Source organism: Amycolatopsis taiwanensis DSM 45107 (genome assembly GCF_000519205.1).
Classification (GTDB): domain Bacteria; phylum Actinomycetota; class Actinomycetes; order Mycobacteriales; family Pseudonocardiaceae; genus Amycolatopsis_E; species Amycolatopsis_E taiwanensis.
The window spans coordinates 58,050-81,604 of the sequence record NZ_JAFB01000028.1 but is presented as its reverse complement, the minus strand read 5'-3'; the positions used below and the strand labels follow the sequence as shown (position 1 = coordinate 81,604).

General features: G+C 70.3%; 19 protein-coding genes. 13 read left to right on the top strand and 6 right to left on the bottom strand.

The window, feature by feature from the left end; translation table 11 throughout:
• The first annotated feature begins 105 nt into the window (after positions 1–105).
• Both A3CU_RS0122430 and A3CU_RS0122425 read left to right on the top strand, forming a co-directional pair.
• Positions 106–1,740 carry a ribonuclease J gene (locus A3CU_RS0122430; RefSeq protein ID WP_425388274.1) on the top strand — a complete coding sequence of 545 codons (1,635 nt, stop codon included), beginning with the start codon at positions 106–108 and terminating at the stop codon, positions 1,738–1,740.
• A 165-nt stretch (positions 1,741–1,905) separates the two neighbouring features.
• Positions 1,906–3,534: a substrate-binding and VWA domain-containing protein gene (locus tag A3CU_RS0122425; protein ID WP_156960493.1), complete on the top strand. Its 1,629-nt coding sequence runs from the start codon at positions 1,906–1,908 to the stop codon at positions 3,532–3,534.
• Here A3CU_RS0122425 and A3CU_RS46095 read toward each other — a convergent pair.
• Together A3CU_RS46095 and A3CU_RS0122415 are read right to left on the bottom strand one after the other, a co-directional pair.
• Positions 3,515–4,483, bottom strand: coding sequence for an EamA family transporter (locus tag A3CU_RS46095; RefSeq protein WP_043842116.1), 969 nt, complete (start codon positions 4,481–4,483; stop codon positions 3,515–3,517). The genes A3CU_RS0122425 and A3CU_RS46095 overlap by 20 nt on opposite strands.
• Positions 4,484–4,596: 113 nt before the next feature.
• Positions 4,597–5,406 carry a lysophospholipid acyltransferase family protein gene (locus tag A3CU_RS0122415; protein WP_043842149.1) on the bottom strand — a complete coding sequence of 270 codons (810 nt, stop codon included), beginning with the start codon at positions 5,404–5,406 and terminating at the stop codon, positions 4,597–4,599.
• A gap of 179 nt (positions 5,407–5,585) precedes the next feature.
• On the opposite strand from A3CU_RS0122415, the gene A3CU_RS0122410 reads away from it, so the two are divergent.
• Complete coding sequence (locus A3CU_RS0122410) at positions 5,586–8,087, top strand: FtsK/SpoIIIE family DNA translocase (protein ID WP_084143592.1); 2,502 nt, start codon at positions 5,586–5,588, stop codon at positions 8,085–8,087.
• Positions 8,088–8,094: 7 nt separating this feature from the next.
• Here A3CU_RS0122410 and soxR read toward each other — a convergent pair whose 3' ends face one another.
• Positions 8,095–8,580, bottom strand: a complete 486-nt coding sequence (gene soxR, locus A3CU_RS46090) for a redox-sensitive transcriptional activator SoxR (RefSeq protein WP_052371993.1) — start codon at positions 8,578–8,580, stop codon at positions 8,095–8,097.
• Between the two features lie 180 nt (positions 8,581–8,760).
• Here soxR and A3CU_RS0122400 point away from each other — a divergent pair, with 180 nt between their 5' ends.
• The gene (locus A3CU_RS0122400) at positions 8,761–10,236 is read left to right on the top strand and encodes an MFS transporter (RefSeq protein ID WP_027944192.1); all 1,476 of its coding nucleotides are present in this window, start codon (positions 8,761–8,763) and stop codon (positions 10,234–10,236) included.
• Between the two features lie 34 nt (positions 10,237–10,270).
• Here A3CU_RS0122400 and A3CU_RS0122395 read toward each other — a convergent pair whose 3' ends face one another.
• The gene (locus tag A3CU_RS0122395) at positions 10,271–10,783 is read right to left on the bottom strand and encodes an amino-acid N-acetyltransferase (RefSeq protein ID WP_027944191.1); all 513 of its coding nucleotides are present in this window, start codon (positions 10,781–10,783) and stop codon (positions 10,271–10,273) included.
• Between the two features lie 109 nt (positions 10,784–10,892).
• Between A3CU_RS0122395 and A3CU_RS49950 the strand changes: the two genes are divergently transcribed.
• The 9 genes from A3CU_RS49950 to A3CU_RS0122350 all read left to right on the top strand — a co-directional run bounded on the left by A3CU_RS49950 (position 10,893) and on the right by A3CU_RS0122350 (position 21,843).
• Positions 10,893–14,180 carry an AAA family ATPase gene (locus tag A3CU_RS49950; protein WP_084143590.1) on the top strand — a complete coding sequence of 1,096 codons (3,288 nt, stop codon included), beginning with the start codon at positions 10,893–10,895 and terminating at the stop codon, positions 14,178–14,180.
• A gap of 5 nt (positions 14,181–14,185) precedes the next feature.
• Positions 14,186–15,586, top strand: coding sequence for a 30S ribosomal protein S12 methylthiotransferase RimO (gene rimO, locus A3CU_RS0122385; protein ID WP_027944190.1), 1,401 nt, complete (start codon positions 14,186–14,188; stop codon positions 15,584–15,586).
• A gap of 64 nt (positions 15,587–15,650) precedes the next feature.
• Positions 15,651–16,256, top strand: a complete 606-nt coding sequence (gene pgsA, locus A3CU_RS0122380) for a CDP-diacylglycerol--glycerol-3-phosphate 3-phosphatidyltransferase (protein ID WP_052371990.1) — start codon at positions 15,651–15,653, stop codon at positions 16,254–16,256.
• Complete coding sequence (locus A3CU_RS0122375) at positions 16,253–16,711, top strand: CinA family protein (protein ID WP_156960492.1); 459 nt, start codon at positions 16,253–16,255, stop codon at positions 16,709–16,711. The genes pgsA and A3CU_RS0122375 overlap by 4 nt, the downstream gene beginning before the upstream one ends.
• 162 nt (positions 16,712–16,873) lie before the next feature.
• Complete coding sequence (locus A3CU_RS0122370) at positions 16,874–17,326, top strand: helix-turn-helix domain-containing protein (RefSeq protein WP_027944187.1); 453 nt, start codon at positions 16,874–16,876, stop codon at positions 17,324–17,326.
• A gap of 324 nt (positions 17,327–17,650) precedes the next feature.
• A complete protein-coding gene (locus tag A3CU_RS0122365) occupies positions 17,651–18,481 on the top strand; it encodes a PspA/IM30 family protein (protein WP_027944186.1) in 831 nt (276 codons plus the stop codon).
• A gap of 65 nt (positions 18,482–18,546) precedes the next feature.
• Positions 18,547–19,443 carry a phage shock envelope stress response protein PspM gene (gene pspM, locus A3CU_RS0122360; RefSeq protein WP_043842114.1) on the top strand — a complete coding sequence of 299 codons (897 nt, stop codon included), beginning with the start codon at positions 18,547–18,549 and terminating at the stop codon, positions 19,441–19,443.
• 198 nt (positions 19,444–19,641) lie between these two features.
• Positions 19,642–20,199, top strand: coding sequence for a dihydrofolate reductase family protein (locus A3CU_RS0122355; protein ID WP_245617263.1), 558 nt, complete (start codon positions 19,642–19,644; stop codon positions 20,197–20,199).
• Between the two features lie 120 nt (positions 20,200–20,319).
• Positions 20,320–21,843 (top strand): allophanate hydrolase-related protein, encoded by a 1,524-nt coding sequence (locus A3CU_RS0122350; RefSeq protein ID WP_027944183.1) that lies wholly within the window; start codon positions 20,320–20,322, stop codon positions 21,841–21,843.
• Here A3CU_RS0122350 and A3CU_RS46080 read toward each other — a convergent pair.
• The gene (locus tag A3CU_RS46080) at positions 21,795–22,901 is read right to left on the bottom strand and encodes a quinone-dependent dihydroorotate dehydrogenase (protein WP_052371988.1); all 1,107 of its coding nucleotides are present in this window, start codon (positions 22,899–22,901) and stop codon (positions 21,795–21,797) included. The genes A3CU_RS0122350 and A3CU_RS46080 overlap by 49 nt on opposite strands.
• 49 nt (positions 22,902–22,950) lie before the next feature.
• Positions 22,951–23,508 (bottom strand): GNAT family N-acetyltransferase, encoded by a 558-nt coding sequence (locus A3CU_RS0122340; protein WP_027944182.1) that lies wholly within the window; start codon positions 23,506–23,508, stop codon positions 22,951–22,953.
• Positions 23,509–23,555 lie beyond the last annotated feature (47 nt).

The following is a 23,555-nucleotide window of genomic DNA, read 5'->3' as shown; positions in this document are numbered from 1 at the left end:
CCGGAATGCCCCGGTGACGCGTTCGAGGGGGCAACGGACCCAGTGAATTCCACTGTCCCAGGACCCGGCCCGGCCAACCCGCCACCCCCGCTGCCCGGTGGAGGGCTGCGCGTCGTAGCGCTCGGCGGGATCGGCGAGGTCGGCCGCAACATGACCGTGTTCGAGTTCGACGGGCGGCTGCTGATCGTCGACTGCGGGGTGCTCTTCCCCGAGGACGACCAGCCCGGCGTGGACCTGATCCTGCCCGACTTCCGGGCGATCGAGGACCGGCTCGACGACATCGTCGCGCTGGTGCTCACCCACGGGCACGAGGACCACATCGGCGCGGTGCCGTTCCTGTTGCGGCTCAAGCCCGACCTGCCCGTCTACGGATCACGGTTCACCCTCGCCCTGCTGGAGGCCAAGTGCCGGGAGCACCGGCAGCGCCCCAAGCTGGTCGAGGTCGCCGAGGGGGAGCGGCGCCCGGTGGGGCCGTTCGACCTGGAGTTCTTCGCGGTCAACCACTCCATCCCGGACGCGCTGGCGGTGGCGATCCGGACGCCGGCCGGTGTCGTGCTGCACACCGGCGACATCAAGCTCGACCAGTTGCCGCTGGACGGCAGGCTGACCGACCTGGCCGGGTTCTCCCGGCTCGGTGACGAGGGCGTCGACCTGCTCTGTGTCGATTCGACCAACGCCGAGGTGCCGGGCTTCGTGACTCCGGAGCGCGATCTGGGCCCGGTGCTCGACGACGTGATCGGCAAGGTCACCCAGCGGGTCATCGTCGCCTGCTTCGCCAGCCACGTGCACCGCGTGCAGCAGGTGCTCGACTCGGCGCAGAAGTACGGGCGCCGGGTTGCGTTCGTGGGGCGTTCGATGGTGCGCAACATGGGCATCGCGGCGGAACTGGGCCTGCTCGACATCCCCGACGGCTTGCTGATCGATCTCGATGACGCGGTCAACCTGCCGGAGACGCGGGTGTTGTTCGTGTCCACCGGTTCGCAGGGCGAGCCCCTGTCCGCGCTGTCCCGGATGGCGCGCGGGGAACACCGGCAAATCTCCGTCCGCGCCGGGGACACCGTCGTGCTGGCCAGTTCGCTCATCCCCGGCAACGAGACCGCGGTGTTCGGCGTGGTCAACGGCCTGGTCCGGCTGGGCGCGAACGTGGTGCACCAGGGCAACGCGAAGGTGCACGTGTCCGGTCACGCGTCCGCGGGCGAGCTTTTGTTCCTGTACAACGCGATCCGGCCGAGCAACGTGATGCCGGTGCACGGCGAGTGGCGGCACCTGCGCGCCAACGGGGCGCTGGCGGTGCGGACCGGGGTGGCGCCGGAGAACGTGGTGCTGGCCGAGGACGGCGTCGTGGTCGACCTGATCGACGGGCGGGCCAGGGCGACCGGGCGGGTGGAGGTCGGGCACGTCTACGTGGACGGGCTTTCCGTGGGCGACGTCGGCGAGTCCACCCTGTCCGACCGGCTGATCCTCGGTGAGGGCGGGTTCATCGCGATCACGGTGGTGGTGGACTCCACCACCGGCCGGGCGGTGAGCACGCCGACCGTGTCCGGGCGGGGTTTCTCCGACGACCCGAAGGCGCTCCACGCGGTGATTCCGCTGATCGAGATGGAGCTCTCGCGCACGGAAATCGAGGGCATCACGGACTCGCACCGCATCGCGCAGTTCGTGCGCCGGGTGGTGGGCCGCTGGGTCGCCGAAACCTACCGGCGCCGGCCCATGATCGTCCCCACCGTGATCCCCGTCTAATCACATTTGCCCCTCGCGGGGGGCCCGTTCCGGGCCGAAAATCGGTTAGTCTCCAACGCCGTTCCTTGACGGCACGTCGTAGGCCCTCCGGGGCATCGCGCAGTTCGACGCCAGGAGGCGATACCGGTGGGGCGACACGAGCCGTCTGCACGACGGAGGCGGCGCGTGCCGTTCCTTGTTGCCGGGGTCATGGTGGTGACGGCCGTGGCCGTGCTGTTCACCGTTGTCCGCGGCGCCAACGGATCCGCCGGCTGTCACGAGCCCACCGATGTCCGGGTGGTGGCCGCGCCGGAGATCGCGGAGGCGGTGCGCGAGGTCGGGCGGAGCATCAGCGCCGCCGACGAGTGCTACCGCTTCCGCGTGGACGCGCGCGATCCCGGCGCGATCGAGGGCTCGGTGAGCAGCACCTTCGGCAACGCTCGCCCGGACGTGTGGATCCCGGAGTCGTCGTTGCGCCTGCGGCGGGCGCTCGCGGCGGGTGCCGGTGACCTGCCCGCCTCGGGTTCCTCCGTCGCCAACTCGGCGGTGGTGTTCGCGGTGACCGAGCAGGCCGCCACCCCGCTCGGCTGGCCAGGCCGCACACCGAGCTGGGCCGATGTCCTCAACGCCGGCGAGATCACGCTCGGCATGCCCGATCCGGCGCGGGACCCGGTGGGCGTGTCGGCGTTGCTGGGGGTGCAGCAGTCGATCACGTCGAGCAACCTGGCGACCGCCTACGCCGCGACGCTGCGCCGGCTTTCGCCGAACACCCTGCCCGCGGTGGAAGACCTGTACTCCCGCCTTCCCGGCGCCGGGAGCTCGAAGGCTCCGGTCGACGCGTTCCCGACGTCGGAGAACTCGTTGCTGCAATACAACATGCGGAACAGCGCGGCGGGACGGCAGGAGCGCCTGGTCGCGGTTTATCCGCCCAAGCCGATCCCGTCGCTGGACTACCCGTTCACGATCCTGTCCGGGCCCGGAACAGCCCAGCGCGAAGGCGCCGGCAAACTGCTGAGCGCGCTGCTCGGCCCGGACGGTCAGACGGCCCTGGGCGAAACCGGCTTCCGTGGGCCGGACGGTCGCGCGCTGCGGAATCCTTCGCCGGCCGAGCGTGTCTCGGTGCTGCCCCAGGCGGTCACCCGGATGCCCGGCGACGGTGACCTCGACACCCTGCTGAACCAGTGGGCCAAGGTGAACCAGAGCTCGCGGGCGAGGGTGCTCATCGACGTGTCCGGTTCGATGAACGCCCTCGTGCCCAAATCCGGCGGAAAGACCCGGTTGCAGCTCAGCCTGGACGCCGCCGCGCGCGGGCTGAACCTGTTCAAACCGACTTCGGAGGTGTCGGTCTGGACGTTCTCGACCAACCTCGACGGCGACAAGGACTACCGCGAGATCGTGCCGATGTCGGAGGTGGGCAAGCAGCTGACCAACGGCTCGATGGACCGGATCCGGGCGATCCGCGCGACCCCGAACGGCGGGACCGGCCTGTACGACAGCGTGCTGGCGGCCTACCAGCGGGCGCGGGAGGAATGGGAACCCGGCAAGCTGAACCTGGTCATCGTGCTGACCGACGGGCATAACGACGACCCGCACGGGATCACTCGCGGCGATCTGCTCACGCAGCTGTCCGCGCTGGCCGATCGGAGCCGGCCGGTCGAGATCATCGGCATCGGCCTCGGGCCGGACGTCGACCGCGGCGAACTGACCGCGATCACCGACGTCACCGGCGGAAAGACGTTCATCACGCCGGACCCGGCCAAGATCTCCGACGTCTTCTACAGCGCTCTCGCCGCCCTCAGCGACCCCGGCCAGTGACGGCCGGGTGCGCCGCGGGCGGGTTGAGCTGCACGAGCAAGGCGCCGCCGAGCAGCGCGGCTGCGCCGAGAGCCTGCACCCAGGCCAGTGTTTCGCCGAGCAGCGCCCACGCGCCGGCGGTCGCCACCAGCGGCTCGAGCAGCCCGAGCACGGACGCCACCGGCGCCGGCAGGTGACGTAACGCCGTGATGCCGAGGAGGTAGGCCAGAACCGTGGAGAGCAGCGCGAGGGCGGCAAGCAGCAGCCAGACCGGCGGATGCCAGGGCCCGAACCGCGCGGGCGCGGTCAGCACCGCGCTGGGCAGTGTCCAGGGCGGGGCCAGCGTGCACACCACGACCGCGCCGACGATCATTCCCCAGGTCACCATGCCCAGCGGCGGCTTGGTGGGCACGCCGCGCGCGCCGAGCAGGAAGTAGGCGGCCGAGCAGACCGCCGCGCCGAGCCCGGCGAGCAGGCCCGGCGCGTCCAGGCGCAGCCCCTGCCAGACCTGGGCGACCAGCGCCAGCCCGAGCATGGCCAGCCCGATCCCGCCCCACATGGCACGGGGCAGCCGCGTCCTGCGCACGAACCGCGTCCACAGCGCGATCAGCACCGGGGAGGCGAACTCCAGCACGATCGCGATGCCGACCGGCAGGCGCGCGGCGGCGACGAAGTAGCACAACTGCACCCCGGCCACGGCCAGCAGGCCGTAGCCGGCCAGCCACGGCCATTCGGTCCGGCGCACCCGGAGCAACGCCGGCCGGAACAGCGCCACGCAGATCGTCAGCATCAGCGCCGCGCCACCGATCCGCGCCGCGGCGACCTGCTCCGGCGACAACCCGGCCAGCATGGCCGGCTTGGCGAGCGCGCCCGAGCCGCCGAAGAAGACCGAGGAGGTGAGAATGAGGGTCGTGCCCCGCCCGCGATGTGGCAGGACCGCCGGGGCGCGGGAGGGCAGTTCGGCGATCACGGCGCAAGCTTACGTGGCAGACTCCTTTACGTGGTACGGAAATTGTCCGCCACATAACCGGCGATGCCTGCTGGCCGGTTACGACCCATGGTGTCCAAAAAGGATTGGAAACGTCACGGACGCCACGGGCTGAGCTTGTCCGTGGGCCGCGTCGGGTCGCGGAAGCGCGGCAGGTCCGGCTCGTCGGCGCGCAACGGGATCAGACCCTTGGTGATCGCCCGCATGATCCTGGCGTGGGCGCGCATCGCCGCGCCCGGTTGCGCGGCGTCGATGTCGGACAGGTCCACCGGCGCCCCGAAATGCACCCGGAACGTCGGCCGGCGCAGCGGCGCGGTGAGGCCGGAACGGGCCAGCGGCATGAGATCGGCCGGGCCCTCCACCCGCTCCGTGCCCCAGTAGACGGCCTCGTGCGCGCCCCACTGGCTGATCGGCACCACCGGCACGTTCGCCGCGAGCGCCAGCCGCGCCGCGCCGGTCTTCCCGCGCTCCGGCCACAGCCCGGGGTCGTGGCTGATCCGGCCCTCGGGATAGACCAGGATCGGGCTGGTCGTGGTGCGCATCTCCTCGACCGCCTGCGCGAACTGCTCGACGGCGCTCGCCTTGCCGCGGTCGACGCGCAGGTGCCCGCTGGCGCGCAGCGCGGGCCCGATCACCGGCGCGTCCAGGATCCCGCCCGCGAGCATGAACCGGGGCATACAGCCGATCCGGCGGCAGGCCGCGATCAGCACGAACGGGTCGAACACGCCGATGTGGTTGGCCGCCAGCAGTAGCGGCCGGCCCCGCAGCGCGGCCGGGATGCGGCCCGTCACCCGCAGTCGTCCGGCCAGGCTGACCAGGCCGCTGTCTATGCGCGACAGCGTCCGCCAGACCGCCGGGGTCCGTCGGCGCGCCTGGTGGTTTTCGTCGTGGTGAAGCGCGAACATGTCGCAGAGCATTGCAGAAGGCGTTGCCGGCAGCGGTGAAAGGCCGGGTTTCACCGGGATGGCTCAGGGGCCCGGGGCTCCCCCCAGCCGGGGTGTGGAGGCGGAGCCCCCACAAAACAGAGCCGGGAACGTGAGTGGCATGCGGGGCTGATGGGGCTGGAGCGGCTACCGTAGAGACCATGGCGAGCCGTTCCGCGACCAGAAGGAGTAATGCGACGAAGCGCAGCAGCGGCGGCCGGAGCCCGGCGCGAAAGTCGCGCGGGGCCGCCAAACCGCGCGCCGGCGCCAAACCGCGCGCTGGCGCCAAACCGCGCGCTGGCGCGTCACGCCGCAAGCAGCCGACGGTCAGCAAGGCGGTGCGCGGTGGCTGGACGCTGCTCGCCCGCGGATCGGGCAAGCTCGTCCGCACCGCCGGCCGCGGCCGCGAACTGGAACCGGAGCACCGCCGGGATGGGCTGGCGCTCGCGCTGATCGCGCTGGCCGTGGTGCTCGCGGCCGGGGTGTGGTGGCGCGCCGCCGGTCCGGTCGGCCACTACGTCGAGGTGGCCACCCGGACGGTGTTCGGCGCGGGCGCGGTGATCCTCCCGCTGGCGCTGGTGGTCACCGGGATCGCCCTGATGCGCACCGAACCGGATCCGGAGACCCGGCCCAGGATGACCATCGGCACCCTGCTGATCACCTTCGCGCTGCTGGGTTTGCTGGACCTGTTCAACCACATGCCGATCGACAACGAGGACCGGATGTACGCCGGCGGCGTGCTCGGCTCACTGTCCGGCCGCTTCCTGGCGGGCGGCTTGACGTCGTGGGTCGTGGCGCCGCTGCTGGTGCTGGCGCTCATCTACGGCGTGCTCGTGTTCACCGGCACCAGAATCCGCGAGATTCCCCAGCGCCTGCGTGAATGGGGCCTCGATCCCGAAGAGGTCGAGGCCATGCGGGAGGCCGGGGAAGGCCGGGATCGCGGCGAGCCGGACTCCGGGCGCGACGCGGTCACCGATGCCGACCCCACCACGAAGCGGCTGCGTAAACCGTCGCGGCGGCGGCAGGCCAGCGGCGCGGGTGAGCAGCTCGAGCTCGAACCGGCGGCCGCCGAGGCGCCCGCGCCCCGCCCGCCGAAGGTCAAACCCGAGCAGGTGCCGGAAAAGAAGCCGAAGAAGACCGAGCAGGCCGATCCGCCGCTCGCGGTCACCCGGACCGTCGAGGGCGACTACCGGCTTCCGACGCCGGATCTGCTCCAGCTCGGGGATGCGCCGAAGACGCGCAGCAAGGCCAACGACCTGATGATCGAGGCGATCACCGGCGTGCTCGAACAGTTCAACGTCGACGCGCAGGTCACCGGGTTCACCCGGGGGCCGACGGTGACCCGGTACGAGGTCGAGCTCGGGCCGGGTGTGAAGGTCGAGAAGATCACCGCGCTGACCAAGAACATCGCCTACGCCGTGGCCACCGACAACGTGCGCCTGCTCGCGCCGATCCCGGGCAAGTCGGCGGTCGGGATCGAGGTGCCCAACTCCGACCGCGAGATGGTGCGACTCGGTGACGTGCTGCGCTCGTCGAAGGCGGCCAAGGACAACCACCCGATGGTCATCGGGCTGGGCAAGGACATCGAGGGCAACTTCGTCACCACCAACCTGACGAAGATGCCGCACCTGCTGGTCGCCGGGTCGACCGGCTCCGGTAAGTCGAGCTTCGTCAACTCGATGCTGGTCTCGCTGCTGGCGCGGGCGACGCCGGACGAATGCCGGATGATCCTCGTCGACCCGAAGATGGTCGAGCTGACCCCGTACGAGGGCATCCCGCACCTGATCACGCCCATCATCACCCAGCCGAAGAAGGCGGCCGCCGCGCTCGCCTGGCTGGTGGAGGAGATGGAGCAGCGCTACCAGGACATGCAGGCCAACCGGGTGCGGCACATCGACGACTTCAACAAGAAGGTGCGCTCCGGAGAGATCACCGCGCCGCCGGGCAGCGAACGCGAGTACCGGCCGTATCCCTACATCCTGGCGATCGTCGACGAGCTCGCCGACCTCATGATGACCGCGCCGCGCGACGTGGAGGACGCCATCGTCCGGATCACGCAGAAGGCGCGCGCCGCCGGCATCCACCTGGTGCTGGCGACCCAGCGGCCGTCGGTGGACGTGGTCACCGGCCTGATCAAGACGAACGTGCCGTCCCGGTTGGCGTTCGCGACGTCGTCGCTGACCGACTCGCGGGTCATCCTCGACCAGCCGGGCGCGGAGAAGCTGATCGGCATGGGCGACGGGCTGTACCTGCCGATGGGCGCGGGCAAGCCGATCCGCGTCCAGGGCGCCTACGTCGGCGACGACGAGATCTCCGCGATCGTGAACTTCACGAAGGAACAGGCGCAGCCGGACTACACCGATGGCGTCACCGCGGCCAAACCGGGTGAGGCCAAGGAGATCGACCCGGATATCGGCGACGACCTCGACGTGCTGCTCCAGGCCGCCGAGCTCGTGGTGACCTCGCAGTTCGGCTCGACGTCGATGCTGCAACGGAAGCTGCGCGTCGGTTTCGCCAAGGCGGGCCGGCTGATGGACCTGCTGGAGAGCCGCGGGGTGGTCGGGCCATCGGAGGGCTCGAAGGCGCGTGACGTGCTGGTCAAACCGGACGAGCTCGATTCGGTCATCCTCCTCATTCGCGGCGGCAATCCACCCGAGAGCTGAGCCCGGCTCATCGCCGTGTTGCACGACGGGACGGTTTGCGCCGAGGTGGATCCTGCAACCGCACCGGGCCCGGGCCGTCTTCCTGCAACGTGTCGTACGGGTTCAACAGCGCGCACGCCTTCATCGACAGGCATCCGCACCCGATGCAGCCGGTGAGCTCGTGCTCGAGGTTCTCCAGGATCTGGCGGCGTTCCTGGAGCTGCCGCTTCCAGGTCCGCGACACCCGCTGCCAGTCCTCCTGGGTGGGCGCGTGGTCTCCAGGCAGCGTGGCGAACGCGGCCGCCAGGTCGGCGAGCGGAATGCCGAGCCGCTTGGCGACGATGATCAGGGAGATCCGGCGCAGCATGTGGCGCTCGTAGATCCGTTGGTTGCCACCGTTGCGGGTGGTGAAGATCAGGCCCTTGCGCTCGTAGAAATGGAGTGCGGAAGCGGGCACCCCGGTTCGCCTGGTCACCTCGCCGATGGTGAGGTGATCGGTCGAACTGACCTGCATGTCGTTCCTAACCAGTAGTGCGGACTGGACCCACGCTAGGACCTCAACCATGGTTGAGGTCAAGTGATCTCGAAGTGCCGACGGGTGACGCCTGCACCGTAAGCGAGGACTTGACCTCAACGGCGGTTCAGCTGATGGGCTCGCGATGCAACGTCTCTTGATCATCGAAAGCGAGTCACCATGAGCACGCCAGGCACGGCCGCAGCCCCTGAAGCCACCGTCAGACCCGCACAACTGACCCTCACCGTGGTGCTCGTCGGCGTCGTGCTGGTGGCGATGTCCATCTCGGGAACCGCGGTGGCCCTGCCCGGCATCGGCATCGACCTCGACGCCTCGGGGTCACCGCTGAACTGGGTCGTCGCCGGCTACAACCTGGCCTTCGCCGCCATGACCCTGGTGGCAGGTTCGGCCGCGGACCGGATCGGCCGACGCCGGGTCTTCATCATCGCGGCCGCGGTCTTCTCCATCGGGTTTCTCGCCACCGCGCTGAGTCCCTCGATCGTGCTCACGGACGTCGCCCGGGTCATCTCGGGAGCCGGCGGTGCGGGCATCATGGCGGCAGGTGGAGCGATCCTCGCCGCTGCTTACCACGGCGCAGCACGCAACCGCGCATTCGCGCTGATGGGCACCATGGCCGGGATCGGCATCGCGGTCGGACCGACCCTCTCCGGCCTGCTGATCACCGCCACCGGCTGGCGCGGCAGCTTCATCGTCTTCGCCGGCGTCGGCCTGCTCGTCGCGTTCGGTGCCATCCGGGTCCACGAGTCACGCTCGCCCGGCGGCGCCACGGATTGGCTCGGCAGCGTCCTGTTCATCGCTGCCCTGTCCATCCTGATGTTCGCCGTCCTCGAAGCGCCCGCCACTGGATGGGGCGGCTCCCGCATCGTGCTGTCTCTGGTCGTCGGCCTGTGTGCCCTGGTCGTGTTCGCGATCGTGCAGCGACGCAGCACCTCACCGGTGCTGGCGCCCGCACTGGTGTCGAACCGCGGGTTCATGGGGTGGAGCCTGGCCACCTTGACGACGTCGATCGGATTCCTCGGCGTGCTGGTGTTCCTGCCCACCTACCTCCAGGCCGCGACCGGCCTGACCCCGGCAGTCGCGGGTGTTGCGATGCTGTTGTTGACCGCACCGGTGCTGGTACTGCCGATGATCGCCGTCACGCTGGTGAACAAGGGAGTTTCCGCACGAGTGGTCATCATGATCGCGCTCGCGCTCGTGGTGGGCGGGAACTTCTGGCTCATGGCGCTGCGACCCGAGAACACCGTCGCAGTCGTCGCCGCACCACTGCTCATGATCGGCATCGGCATGGGAGCGTCCTTCGGCATCACCGACGGTCAGGCGATGAGCCTCGTCCCGCCGGATTCGGTAGGCATGGCCGCAGGGTTCCTCAACACCCTTCGCGGTGCCGCCGAAGCGCTGGTCATCGCCGGCTTCAGCGCGTCCCTTCTCGGACTCCTGTCCAGCAAGCTCGGCGACGCAACACATGCCGCCGCCGTCAGTTCCGGACGGCTCGGCGAACAGTCCGCCGGCGAACTCGAAGCCTTCACCTGGTCCTGGCAGCTGACCCAGCTCGGGATCAGCATCCTCTGCCTCGTCCTGAGCGTCTTCGTCGCGATCTTGATCCGCCAGCAGCGGCGCCCGGCAACCAGCGCGTAGCGGGGGAGTCGTGACGGGGCTGGGCCGGCGGACCTCAAAGCTCGAGGAGCATGCGCGTGTTTCCGAGCGTGTTCGGCTTCGCGTAAGGGAGTTCGAGGAACTCCGCGACCCCGGGGTCGATCGAATGCCGCATCTGCTCGTAAACCGACTGCGGCACCGGGGTGCCGTCGATCTCCCGGAAGCCGTGTGCGGCGAAGAAATGCGTTTCGAAAGTGAGGACGAAAACCCGGCGCAGCCCCAGTTCCACCGCGAGTTCGACGAGCGCCCCGACGAGGGCGTGCCCGATCCCCTGGCCGCGCGCCGCCTTGTCCACCGCCACCGTGCGGATCTCGGCGAGGTCCTCCCACAGCACGTGCAGGGCGCCGCAGCCGAGAATCTCGCCGCGCGAATCGGCCACCCAGAACTCCTGCACGTCCTCGTACAGGGTCACCAGTTCCTTTTCCAGCAGCACCCGCCCGGCGTCCGCGTCGACCAGCGCCTTTATCTTGCGGACGTCGGCGATCCGGGCTCGCCGGATCGCCACACTGGTCGGGGGTTGGTGCCGCACCGTTCGACAGTATCCGGACGGTACCGGCGTTGTCGCGGTGGGTTCCGCCACGTCGTCGAGTGCTCGTATGCTGCCAGGCGATGCATCGCGAAAACGGTTGGGGGGACGATTGACTCGCGCCGGATGGGATCCGTTTCTCGACGCGGAACGGCAGGCCGCGATGGGTCGCACGACGATGCTGCGAGCACCGGATGGCGTGGCCTGGCTGCTCGTTCCCGGCCGTCCGTGGCAGTGGGCCCGCCAGGGGATGGCCTGGCAGTTCGGCCAGCCGCCCCTGGACCCCCGCTACCGGAGCGCCAGCCGCCCCATGCCGCTCCCGCCGCCGGCCTCCGGCCCGCCCAGCGGGCCCACCCCGGCACCCGCGCCGCAGAGCGGCCCGCCGCCCCTGCCGCCGCAACCCAGCGGCCCGCCGCCCCTGCCGCAAAGTAGCCCACCGCCTGCGCCGCAACTCAGCGGCCCGCCACCGTTGCCGCAAACTAGCTCACCACCTGCGCCGCAACCGAGCGGCCCGCCGCCGTTGGCCGCGCCGCAAAGCGGACAGCCGGCCCCCACGGCACTGCCATCGCGTGCCAGCTCCGTGCCCGCCGTGGCACAGCTGGCCACCGGATCGCGGTTCGTCTGCACCGGGGAGCCGGTCGGCGAGTTCGTCGCCAAGGTGGTGCGGATCGTCAGCTGGGCCGACCGCACGCGCCACCCGGGTGAGGCCCCGGCGCAGACCCCTCCACCGGCCGAGCCGCCGCCCCCGCCGCCCGAGCCCACACCGCCCACGCAGGAGGAGAATTCCGGCGGGCTGCTCGGCGACATGGCCCGGCACAGCCGCTCCGTCACGCTGGACATGCTGGCCGCGGGCAATCGCGCCCTCAAATGGCGGGAGGGGCGCAAGCATCAGGAGGAGTACGAGCAGGCGTACCGCCAGTGGCAGCAGCAGTACCAGTTCTGGGAGCAGCAGAAGCAGGCCTATGACCAGGCGTACCAGGAGTGGGATCGCCAGCGGCAGGAGGCGCAGCGCCGGTTCGAGCTGGAAGCCAAGGAACAACGGCAGCCCAACCCGCTGGTCCTGCTGGTCGGCAGTCCGCACACCGGCCAGCGACGGCTTTTCCGCGGCATGGTCGCGGCGCTGGAGGGCGCCGAGGTGGGGTTCGGCGGTCAGCGGGTCACGCCGGCACCGGACCTGCTGCTCGACACCAACCGTGACGACTGGCCCACCGATGCGGTGCTGCGGCATTTCATCGGCGATTGCGACAGCAGTTTCGACCCCCCGGCGATGCTCGTCGAAGAAGCCGACGCGCTGTTCGGCGGGAAGTCGGGCGGCCTCGCGGACTATCTCGGCGAACTGGCACACGACCAGGAAAGCTGCCGCCTCGTCGTGCTGGCCGGCACCGAGGACTTCCTCGACCAGCTCCAGACCCACGCGGCCGGGCTGGTGCCGAGGTTGCTCATCTACCGGATGCCGGACCTGTCGCAGCCGCCGGCGGTTTCGGCGATGGTCGACATCCTCGCCGCGGAGCGGTCGTTGGTACTGGCGCCCGAGGCGCGTGAGCGCCTCGCCGCGTTGGCGCACGACGGCGGCGACGCCACCGATGCCCGCGAAATCGAGTCCCTGCTCGCCGCCGTGAGCCAGAACGCGCTCGGTCGCGGCGTGGGCGCCGACGGTGCCGTGCGTATCGAACTCGCCGATATCGAACAGCTCGCGGCGATCACCAGGCAACGGAACCAGGGCGAGAAGTCGATCGAGGAACTGCTCGCCGAACTGGACGCCATGATCGGTCTGGAATCGGTGAAGCAGCGGGTGCGGCAACTGGCCAACGAAATGACCGTCGACGCGCAGCGCAGGCAGGCCGGGCTCCCGGTCGCGGCGCGCAGCCGGCACCTGGTGTTCACCGGCAATCCCGGCACCGCGAAGACCACGGTGGCCCGGCTGGTCGCGCAGATCTACCGCGGCCTCGGCGTGCTGCCCAAGGGGCAGGTGGTCGAGGTGACGCGATCCGATCTGGTCGGTGAATACGTGGGCCAGACCTCCCCGAAGACCCGGGCCGTCTGCGAACGCGCCATGGGCGGGGTGCTGTTCCTGGACGAGGCGTACAACCTGGTCTCCGATGAGAGCGACGACTTCGGAAAGGAAGCGGTCACCGAGTTGTTGCTCCAGATGGAAAACCACCGCGACGATTTCATCGTGTTCGCGGCCGGTTATCCGAAGGAGATGGACGAGTTCATGGAGTCGAACCCGGGGTTGCGGTCCCGGTTCGGCGGCAAGGTGGATTTCCCGGACTACACCAACGAAGAACTCGCCAAGATCTTCGAACTGATCGCGAAAAACCAGGGTTATGAGCTGTCGGAGGAATTCTCCAGGGTGTTGCCGGAGGCGATTCGCCGGATTCCGCGTGGCCGCGGTTTCGCCAACGGACGTTCGGCGCGCGGACTGCTCGAGTCGACGATCGCCAACCAGTCCACCCGGCTGGCGGCCCAGCCAGGGGCCGACGCCGCCGCGCTCTCGTTGCTGGTGCCCGAGGACCTGCCCGGCACGGGCGAGGCCGGGGTCGGGCAGGCCGACGACGCGGGACCCCGCCGCAGCCTGGAAGAGCTCTTGGCCGAGCTCGACGGCTTGATCGGGCTGGCACCGGTGAAGCAGCGGGTCCGGGCACTGGTCGCGGAAACCCGGCTGGACGCGCGCCGGCGCCAGGCCGGCCTGCCGGTCGCGCCGAAGAGCAGGCACCTGTTGTTCGTCGGCAATCCCGGGAGTGCGAAGACCACGGTCGCGCGCCTGATGGGCCAGCTCTACCGGGAGCTCGGGGTGCTGCCGTCCGGGCATCTCGTCGAGGTGGCGCGCCCGGATCTGGTCGGGCAGTACCTGGGCCAGACCGCGCCGAAGACGCGCGAGGTGTGCGAGCGGGCGATCGGCGGCCTGCTGTTCATCGACGAGGCGTACAACCTGATGCAGCAGTACGGCAACGGTGAGGACGCCTATGGCAAGGAGGCGATCGCCGAGCTGCTGGTGCAGATGGAGAACCATCGTGACGACCTGATCGTCATCGCCGCCGGATACCCGGGCGACATGGAGCAGTTCCTCGACGCCAACGAGGGACTGCGGTCCCGGTTCGGCGGCTCGGTCTCCTTCCCTGACTACACCGATGACGAGCTCGCCGCGATCTTCCGGTCGATGGCCGCCAAGCAGGGCTACCAGCTCGCGCCCGAACTCGACGCGGCCCTGGTGGCCGTGATGGCCGGGATCGACAGGGGCAAGGGCTTCGCGAACGGTCGCTCGGCGCGCGGCCTGCTGGAGCAGGCCATCAGCGCGCAGGCGATGCGGCTGGCCGGTCCCGAGGTCGATCTGGCGGACCTGGCCGACGAGGACCTGACCCTGCTGACGCTCGCCGATCTGCCCGGCCAGCTACCCTGACTGGCGTGTCTTCCCCTCGCCGCGTCTCTCTTTTGACCCTGGGCTGTGCCCGCAACGAGGTCGACTCCGAGGAACTGGCCGGCCGGCTGGCCGCCGGGGGCTGGGAGCTGGCCGACGATCCGGAGTCCGCCGACGTGGTGGTGGTGAACACCTGTGGCTTCGTCGAGTCGGCGAAGAAGGACTCGGTGGACACCCTGCTCGCCGCCGCGGACACCGGGGCGAAGGTGGTCGCGGTCGGCTGCATGGCCGAACGCTACGGCGCCGAGCTGGCGGAGAGCCTGCCGGAAGCCGACGCGGTGCTCGGTTTCGATCACTATCCGGACCTGGCCGAGCGGCTCGGCGAGGTCGCGGCCGGCCAGCAGATCGCCGCGCACGTGCCGGTCGACCGGCGCACCCTGCTGCCGATCACACCCGTGGCGCGGCCTGCCGCGAGCGCCGGGGTCACCGTCCCCGGCCACGGCTGGGGACCGCGTGTGCTGCGCGCCCGCCTGGACGACTCCCCGGTGGCGTCGCTGAAGATCGCGTCGGGTTGCGACCGCCGGTGTTCCTTCTGCGCGATCCCGTCGTTCCGCGGCTCGTTCGTCTCCCGGCCGCCGGAGGAGATCCTGGCCGAGGCGGCCTGGCTGGCCGGCCAGGGAGTCCGGGAACTGTTCCTGGTCAGCGAGAACTCCACGTCGTACGGCAAGGATTTCGGGCGCGCGCACGGCGGCACACGCGCCCTGGAGCGCCTGCTGCCCCGGCTGGCCGGCATCGAGGGCATCGACCGGGTGCGGGTGTCCTACCTGCAACCGGCCGAGACCCGCCCGGACCTGGTGCGGGCCATCGCCACCACCCCGGGCGTGGCCGCCTACTTCGACCTGTCGTTCCAGCACGCCAGTGAGGCGGTGCTGCGGCGGATGCGCCGGTTCGGCTCCACCGCGTCCTTCCTCGCGCTCATCGACCAGATCCGTGAATTCGCACCGGCGGCGGGTATCCGCACCAACGTGATCGTGGGATTTCCGGGCGAGACCGAAGCCGACGTCGACGAGCTGGAGCGCTTCCTCTCCAAGGCGCGGCTGGATGCCGTCGGGGTGTTCGGCTACTCCGACGAGGACGGCACCGAAGCCGAGGGTTTCGACGGCAAGCTCGACGAGGAAGTGATCGCCAAGCGGGTCGCGCGCATCTCCGGGCTGGTCGAGGAGCTGACCGCGCAGCGCGCCGAGGAACGGGTCGGCGAGTCGGTCGACGTGCTCGTCGAGGAGGTCGAGGACGAGGTCGTCGGCCGCGCGGCCCATCAGGCGCCGGAGGTCGACGGCGCCTGCGTGCTGATCGACGCCGACGATGTGCAGATCGGGGAGATCGTCCGCTGCCGTGTGGTGGACAGCGAGGGTGTGGACCTCATCGTGCGCCCGGACGCCGACAGATGAGTAGCCCGGTATCGAGTCGCGGCTCCCGAATCGCCCTCGCGCGCGAACTCGCGGAGAAGCGGGCATGACGGTGGAGAACCGCGATCTGCCCGGCGATGGCAAACCGGAACCGCGCGCCGTTCCCACCCTCAACGTGGCGAACCTGCTCACGCTGTCCCGGATGGTCCTGGTGCCGGTGTTCGTGCTGGCGCTGTTCGCCGGGGGCGGGCACGACGTGTGGTGGCGTTCGGTGGCGACGGCGCTGTTCGCGATCGCTTCGCTCACCGACCAGGTAGACGGCTGGGTCGCCCGCCGCTACGGCCTGATCACCGACTTCGGCAAGATCGCCGACCCGATCGCGGACAAGGCGCTGATCGGCGCCGCGCTGGTGGGGCTGAGTCTGCTCGGCGAGTTGCCCTGGTGGGCCACCATCGTGATCGCGGTGCGCGAGATCGGGGTGACCCTGCTGCGGTTCTGGGTCATCCGGTACGGCGTGATCCCGGCCAGCCGCGGCGGCAAGGCGAAGACGTTGACGCAGATCGCCGCGATCGTGGTGTTCCTGCTACCGCTTCCCACCACGGTGACGGGGCTAAACTGGACGTTGTTGGGTGCCGCGCTGGTCCTCACGGTGGTGACGGGCATCGACTACGTGTTCCAGGCGGTCCGCCTGCGGACGGCGGCGAGGGCGTGATCGCCGAGGTGGTGTCGGCGCTGATCGAGCGCGGTGAGACCGTCGCCACCGCGGAGTCGCTCACGGCGGGTCTGGTCTGTGCCACGCTGACCGAGGTGCCCGGGTCGAGCAGGGCCGTCCGCGGCGGCTTGGTGGTGTACGCGACGGAGCTCAAGGCGCGGCTGGCCGGCGTCGATCCGCGGCTGCTGGCCGAGCACGGCGCGGTGCATCCGGAGGTCGCCGCCCAGCTCGCCACGGGCGCGCGGGAGCGCTGTGGCGCGGACTGGGGCCTCGGCCTGACCGGCGTCGCCGGTCCCGACGACCAGGACGGGGTCGCTCCGGGGACGGTGCACATCGGGCTCGCCGGGCCCGGGGTGCGGCAGGTGCGGACTCACCGGTTCGAGGGTGATCGGGCCGCCGTGCGAACCGCGTCGGTGCGCGCCGCGTTGGAACTGTTGAGGCAAAGTTTGGCGTGAGGTGGCAGCCGGCGATGACCATGCGGGCACGTCCGCGGGCGGGCGGCCCGGGGAACACCGGCCATGATCGAAGCGTTCGCCCTGGGCGTACGGCCGTGTCAACCGATGCGGTGAGGGCCTCGGTCTGGGTAACGTGTTCCGTATCAGGAAGGGAGGCGCGCGATGACCGTGCTGTTGCGTGAGGCGATCGGTGATCGGCTCCGTCATGCTCGCACCAACCAGCGTCGCACGCTGCGCGACATCTCCCGCGCCGCCAAGGTGAGCCTCGGTTACCTGTCCGAGGTCGAGCGGGGACAGAAGGAGGCGTCCAGCGAGCTGCTGGCCTCCATCTGCGAAGCACTGGCGCTCCCGCTGGGGGAACTGCTGCACAACGTGGCCGCCGACATCTCGGCCCTGGATCACGTCGATGTCGCGTCGATGCCGGCCGACGCCGAGCGCGGCGACGGGCGCGAGGAACGCAGTGCCGAGGGTGCCGCCCAGCAACTGGAGGGCGGTCGCCTGGTGAACGGTGCGATCGGTAACGACCTGGCCGACCTGCGGGTATCCACCCCGGCCCCGCGCATGAGCCCGTCGCTGCGCACGACGATCCACGCGCCGAAGATGGTCGCCGCCTGATCCCTTCGAGACCGGCGTGGGCCGGACCGTCACCGTGCGATCGGCGTGACGATGGCCGCCGCGCGGTCGGGGCCGCGCTGCCGGTCGGAAACCTGGCCGAGCCCACCCGCGGGTGCCGAACGCCCCGTAGGGTGGGCTTGACGGCTTCCGGAGCGCTCAGGGTGTCCCTGAATTCTCCCGGGGTCGCCTGGAACCCTGCGTGGTGACCTGACACGATGGAACCCAACGCCGGGGGCGGAGCGTTGCTCGTGGGGGAGAGTGGCGCCCCACACACGATCACCGGGCAAGTGCAGACAGTGGGACGTAAGAAGGCAGGCGGAGCAGATGGCCAACCCGTTCGTAAAAGCCTGGAAGTACCTGATGGCGTCGTTCTCGTCGAAGATCGACGAGCATGCCGACCCGAAGGTACAGATCCAGCAGGCGATCGAGGAGGCGCAGCGGCAGCACCAGGCGCTTTCGCAACAAGCCGCAGCGGTGATCGGTAACCAGCGGCAGCTGGAAATGAAGCTGAACCGGCAGCTCGGCGAGGTCGAGAAGCTGCAGGCTTCGGCGCGCCAGGCGCTGGTCCTGGCTGACGAGGCCCGCGCGAAGGGCGACAACGAGAAGGCCGTCCAGTACGAGAACGCAGCCGAGGGCTTCGCGACTCAGCTGGTCACGGCCGAGCAGAGCATCGAGGACCTCAAGACGCTGCACGACCAGTCGCTGCAGGCTGCGGCTCAGGCCAAGCAGGCCGTCGAGCGGAACTCGATGATGCTGCAGCAGAAGCTGAGTGAGCGGACGAAGCTGCTCTCGCAGCTGGAGCAGGCGAAGATGCAGGAGAAGGTCTCCGCCTCGCTCAACCAGATGTCCCAGCTCACCGCGCCCGGCACCACCCCGTCACTGGACGAGGTCCGGGACAAGATCGAGAAGCGCTACACCACCGCGCTCGGCCAGGCGGAGCTGGCGCAGAACTCGGTGCAGGGCCGGATGCTCGAGGTCCAGCAGGCGACCACGGAGCTGGCCGGCCACTCGCGGCTGGAGCAGATCCGTGCCTCCATCAAGGGCGACTCGGTCGCGCCGCAGGTCACCGACGGGAAGAGCTCGTCCTCGGGTGCCGACATCCAGCGTGAGATCCAGGCGCGCGTGCAGGCCGAGCAGCAGAAGAACCAGGCATAAGGAGGGGCCGCGGGCCGGGAGCGGGGGCTGCCCGGCCGCGGGGGCGCGTGAACCGGGAGGTAACGGTGTCGGGTAGGCGGGACTTCGGGGAATTCTCCGCCAGGCTGGAGAAGCATCTGGAACGGCTGCCCGACTACGCGCAGCGTGCTCAGGACAAGCTCCAGCGCTACTTTCCGCCCACGGAGGAGCGGCCCAACCCGCTGCGCCGGCCGCAGGCGCGGCCGCCGTCGGTCACCGACGTGCCGGTGTTCGCCGAGGTTCGGGCGAAGTGGGAACGGTGGAACGAGCCGGCCGCCCGGCTGGCCCGCCAGAAGCGCCGTACGTCGCGGGCGCTGACCCTGTGGATCGTGCTCACGCTGCTCTGCGGCTTGATGGCGGTCGCGGCCGGGTTCGGGCTGGTGGCCGCGCAGGGCGCGGGCACGCTCACGACCGGGATCGCCGGCGTGATCGTGTTCGGTGTGCTGGGGACGCGCTCGGGGCTGCGCCTGCGGCAGCTCAACCGGACCGAGCTGCCGGTCAGCACGACCCCTCCGCCGCTGCCACCGCCCGGTTCGGCGGCCCACGAGCCGATGCGGCGGCTGGCCGAGGCCGAGGAGTCGCTCGCCGAACTGCTTCGCCAGTTGTCCGCGCAGTCGGCTGCGGTGCCGGAGAACTCCGTCGAGGACGCAGGGACCACCGCTGCCGAAGCCGCCGCGGCCCTGCGTGGCATCGCCGCTCGTATCGAGGCCGTCGAGCGGGCTCGCAAGGCTTCGCCCGTTGGTCAGCGGGCTGCGCTGGACTCGGCCGTGCAGACGCTGCGCGAGCAGCTCGATGACGGTCTCGATGGTTACGGCGCGCTGATCGCCGCCGCGGGCCAGGCGGTCGCCGCCAGCGGCAACGGCATGCAGCAGTCGAAGGAGGCGCTGACCGACGCCACCGACCGGTTGGCCGGACTGGCCATAGCCCTCCGCGAACTGTCCTGACACTGTTTGTAGTGGTTTGCGTGGCGGTGCGGGTAGCGGGCCTCCGGTGCCTTCTCGCTCCCGAGACCGCTTGCGGATGCGAATCGAAGCGCTTTTCTCCGCAGCGATGAGTTCCAACCTGTCGGCAGGTCTACGTCCATGAAGCCGAAAAGGAAGGGATTGACGGTGCGAGAGACGAGTCGACGTGTTGTTGCGTGGGTGACCACGTCCATGGACGGCTACACCAGCGGTCCCGAAGGAACCGCGCACGACAACTGGCTGTACGAGCACGTGAAGCACGAAGCGTCGGCCGCTCACTTCGAGGGCATCTGGCGCGGCGCAAGCACGGTGCTGCTGGGACGCACCAACTACGAGGGGTTCTACTCCGTCTGGCCGGGCATCACCCGCGACCCCGCGACCGATCCACGAAACCGGGACCTGGGCGAGTTCCTGAACACCGTGGAGAAGGTCGTCTTCTCCAGGACGCTGGAGACGGCCGGTTGGGAGAACTCCCGCATCGCCCGCAACCTGGAAGCAGAGGTCGAAGCGCTCCGGGACGCACCAGGCAAGGACATCCTCGTGGCCAACAGCGCGAGCATCATCCAGGCGCTGTTGCGTGCCGACCTGATCGACGACCTGCGCTTCGTGGTGGTCCCCTCGCTGCTGGGCGGCGGCCTGCGCCTGTTCGAGGCGGGCATTCCCGCGTCGAACTGGTCCCTGGCCCAAACCACCGTCCTGCCCGATGGCGCGATCGGCGTGCACTACACCCGAGCCTGACCGAATGATTCCGGACACGACGAAGCCCCCGGCCGGCTGGGGACTCGTGGAACCGGTCGAGACCAGTGTGTGACGTGAGAACGCTTTTGCTTTGAACATCCACTGCTTAGCGTCGAGTGGATGAACACCCTGCCCTTGCCACCCGACGCCGTGCCGTTGCCACCGCCCGGCGCTCGCCGGCAGGTCTTGGCCGCCTACGACAAAATCGCGGGGGCGAACCGGCCGGAACTGTGGACATCGTTGCGTTCCTGTGAAGACGTCCTGGTCGACGCGAAGGCCGTGGACGAGCGCGTCCGGGCCGGCGAGCGCCTTCCGCTCGCGGGCCTGCTCGTCGCGGTCAAGGACGACGTCAAGGTCACCGGATTACCGGCCACCGATGGCCCGGACGGCGCCGGGAAGCCGCAGCCGACCGCGGTCGCCGTCCAGCGCCTGATCCAGGCGGGTGCGGTGGTGCTCGGTAAGACCGGTCCGGAGGCCGGTGCGGCGGGCCGGGGCAAGGTCGCCGGCTGGGGTTCGGCACTGGCAGTGGCGCTGGGCCTGGTGGACGTGGCCCTCGACAAGGACCCGGCGGGCTCGGGCGGGGCGGCGTGCCACGGGATCATCGGGATCAGGCCGACGCGGGGCCTGGTACCCACGACGGGCCTTTCCCGCGCACGCGAGGGCGTCACGGTGTTCGCCCGCACCGTCGCCGACGGCCAGCGTGCGCTGTGCGCGATGACCGGCCCCGACGCCTCCGATGCGGGCAGCCGCCGCTGGCCGGCGGGGGTCCGGCTCGCGGCGGGCGAGCGGCCCCGGGTCGCGGTCGCCGACCAGGCCACGCTTTCCCTGCCATCCGAGGAGGCCGGGTGCGCCTACCAGCGGCGGATCGAGGACCTGCTCGCCGCGGGCGTAGTGGTCGAGACCATCGACATCGTGCCGTTCGTCGAGGCCGTATCCGTTGCGCGGGGCCGAAACCCGCGATCCGGCGAATGGCGTGCCCGCGTCCTCGAGGCGCTGGACGGTTGCCTTGCCCTGGTGCTACCGGTGTTGGCACACCAGCCGGCACGCGCGACCCGCGGGGCCGACCCACGACTGGCGGGACTGCTCGACCTGGCCGCGGTGACGGTTCCCGCCGGCCAGGCGGATGGCGGCCCGTTCGGCATCAGCGTGCTCGCCCGGTCCTTCGACGACCAGGTCGCGCTGGACCTCGCCGCGTTGCTCACCGGTGAGCAGGTGAACGAGCCCTATCCCGGGCCGGGCATCGATCTCGTCGTGTTCGGCGCGCACCTGCGCGGGCAGCCGCTCAACCACCAGCTGGCGGAGCTGGGCGCGCGCTTCCGGGGCCAGGTGGCCACGGCCGAGCGGTACCGCATGGTCGCGCTGCCCACGGTTCCGCCGACCCCGGGCATCGTCCGCGCGTGCCCCGGCGCCGCGCTGGCAGGGGAGCGGTGGACGATCTCACCCGCGGGCCTCGAGCGGTTCCTGGCCGGGTTGCCGGAAGCGATGGCGCCGTACGAGATCGAGCTCGAAGGCGGCGGTACGGCGCTCGGCTTCCAGTGCGACGCCGGCCAGGCCGCCGGGGCGAAGGACATCACGAAGTTCGGTGACTGGCGGGCCTACCTTCGCCACCTCACCGCCACTCGTCCCATGATTCCCCTTCGCTGAGCGGAATCCGCCCGCCCGTGAACGCCGCTTCCCGCGAGCGCGCGGTGGATCTCGCGGACCAGACCGGGACCGCGCAACACGAACCCGGTGTAGACCTGCACCAGGCTTGCCCCGGCGTCGAGCATGCGGCGCGCGTCGTCACCGCTGAAGATGCCGCCCACACCGATGATCGGGAGCTTGCCTTCGGTCCGGTCGTGGATGAACCGCACGACTTCGCGGGCCCGGCCGGCCAGGGGTCGGCCGGACAGCCCGCCGGTCTCGTCGGCGGTCCGCGCGTCGGCCGGCGCCAGTCCCTCCCGGGAGAGTGTGGTGTTCGTCGCGATGACACCCGCGACGCCGTGGGCGTCGCACACTTCAAGCAGTTCGGCGAGCGCGCTGTCGGAAAGGTCCGGCGCCACCTTGACCAGCAGCGGGGTCGGCGCCCGGTCCCCGGCGAGGGAGGCGGCGGTCGCGCGTAGCTCCGCGAGCAGTTCCGTCAGCGCCGATTTGTCTTGCAGCGCACGCAATCCCGGTGTGTTGGGCGAGCTGACGTTGATCGCGAAGTAGTCGGCGTAGGGATAGAGGCTGCGCAGCGAAGCCTGGTAGTCCTCGACCGCGTCCTCCAGCGCCACGACCTTGGACTTCCCGATGCTCACACCCAGCGGCACGCCGGGTTTTCCGCGTGCGGCAAGGCGTGCGGCGAGCGCGTCGGCGCCGGCGTTGTTGAAGCCCATCCGGTTGATCAGCGCGTCGCTGCCCGGGAGGTAGAACAGCCGCCGCCTGGGGTTACCGGGCTGCGGGAGCCGGGTGACCGTGCCTACCTCGACGAAACCGAACCCGAGGGCCGGCCACGCGCGCAACACCCGGCCGTTCTTGTCCACGCCCGCGGCCAGACCGACCCGGTTGGGAAAGAGGAGCCCGAGCACCGTCACCGGATCGTGCCCGCCGTAGGGCAGCGGCAGCCATGGCAACACCGGCGCGGCCGCGGCCAGCACTCCGATGGTGCGCTCGTGCACCAGTTCGGGATCGTTACGGTTGAGTCGGTAGAGGGCGGGGCGGACCAGGTTCTCGAACAGCACGTATTACATCTTCACGCCTGGCCTCGCGGCCCGGGTGGCCGGGCCGTGTTCAGCGCCTCCGCCATTCGGCGGCCAGCATCGCGTAGACGAGCTTGTCCGTCCATTCGCCCTTGACCAGCTCGTCCTCCCGCAGGTGGGCCTCGCGGCGCATGCCCAGCCCCTCCATCAGGGAGGCCGACGCGATGTTGCGCCCGTCGCAGCGGCCGAAGATCCGGTGCAGCCCCAGTTCTTCGAAACCCATGCGCAGCAACTCGGTCGTGGCCTCCGCGGCGTAGCCCCTGCCGTAGTGCTTGGGGTGGAATATGAAGGAGAGTTCGCCACTGCGGTGCTCCGCACTGGCCCAGCGGAGCGTCAGATCCCCGATCAGCTCACCCGTCTCGATCAGCTCGACCGCGACCGACATCGACTCGCCCGGCTCCCGCAACGTCGAGTGCTCGATCTTCTCCGTCAGTGCCTTCGCGGTGTCGGCCCGGCTGCGTGGCTCCCAGTGCAGGTAGCGGGTGACCTCCGGACGCGACTGGAAGGCGTGCAAAGGAGACAGATCGTCTTTCGTGAAGGGGCGCAGGATCAAGCGGGCCGTCTTGACCGGGTACGTGGGCTGCAGCACACGCCAGAGCGTAGTCCCTGCACGTGCATTTGTGTCGGTACTTTTGC